The 279-nt window shown below is 39.8% G+C and carries 1 protein-coding gene; it reads right to left on the reverse strand.

What is annotated here, in order from left to right; genetic code table 11:
* Nucleotides 1-279: RHS repeat-associated core domain-containing protein (locus DWW96_RS13780; RefSeq protein ID WP_278286594.1), on the reverse strand; the 279-nt coding region annotated here is incomplete at both ends.

Here is a 279-nt window from a genome sequence, read left to right on the forward strand (position 1 = left end):
CTGCCACTCCGCTCTTTACAACATTGAAAGCTGTTCTTCCTGCATTTCCAAGTATGCTTATATATGAACATCCGTCAGGATCTATGTAATACAGCGGATTGTCCCCACAATAAATGTAACCGTTCTGGGTTAGGGTTTCATATACATTTCCTACTTTAGGGTCCTTCTGTATAAATTCCCTGTCTGTGGAATTGTACATTCTTGCTCCCGCATTCCAGTAGCCTGTTGTTTCATCATAAACATATCCGGTGTAACTTTTTGAAATGTTTATTCCACAGA

Source organism: Eubacterium sp. AF17-7, from assembly GCF_003461285.1.
Lineage (GTDB): Bacteria > Bacillota > Clostridia > Lachnospirales > Lachnospiraceae > Eubacterium_U > Eubacterium_U album.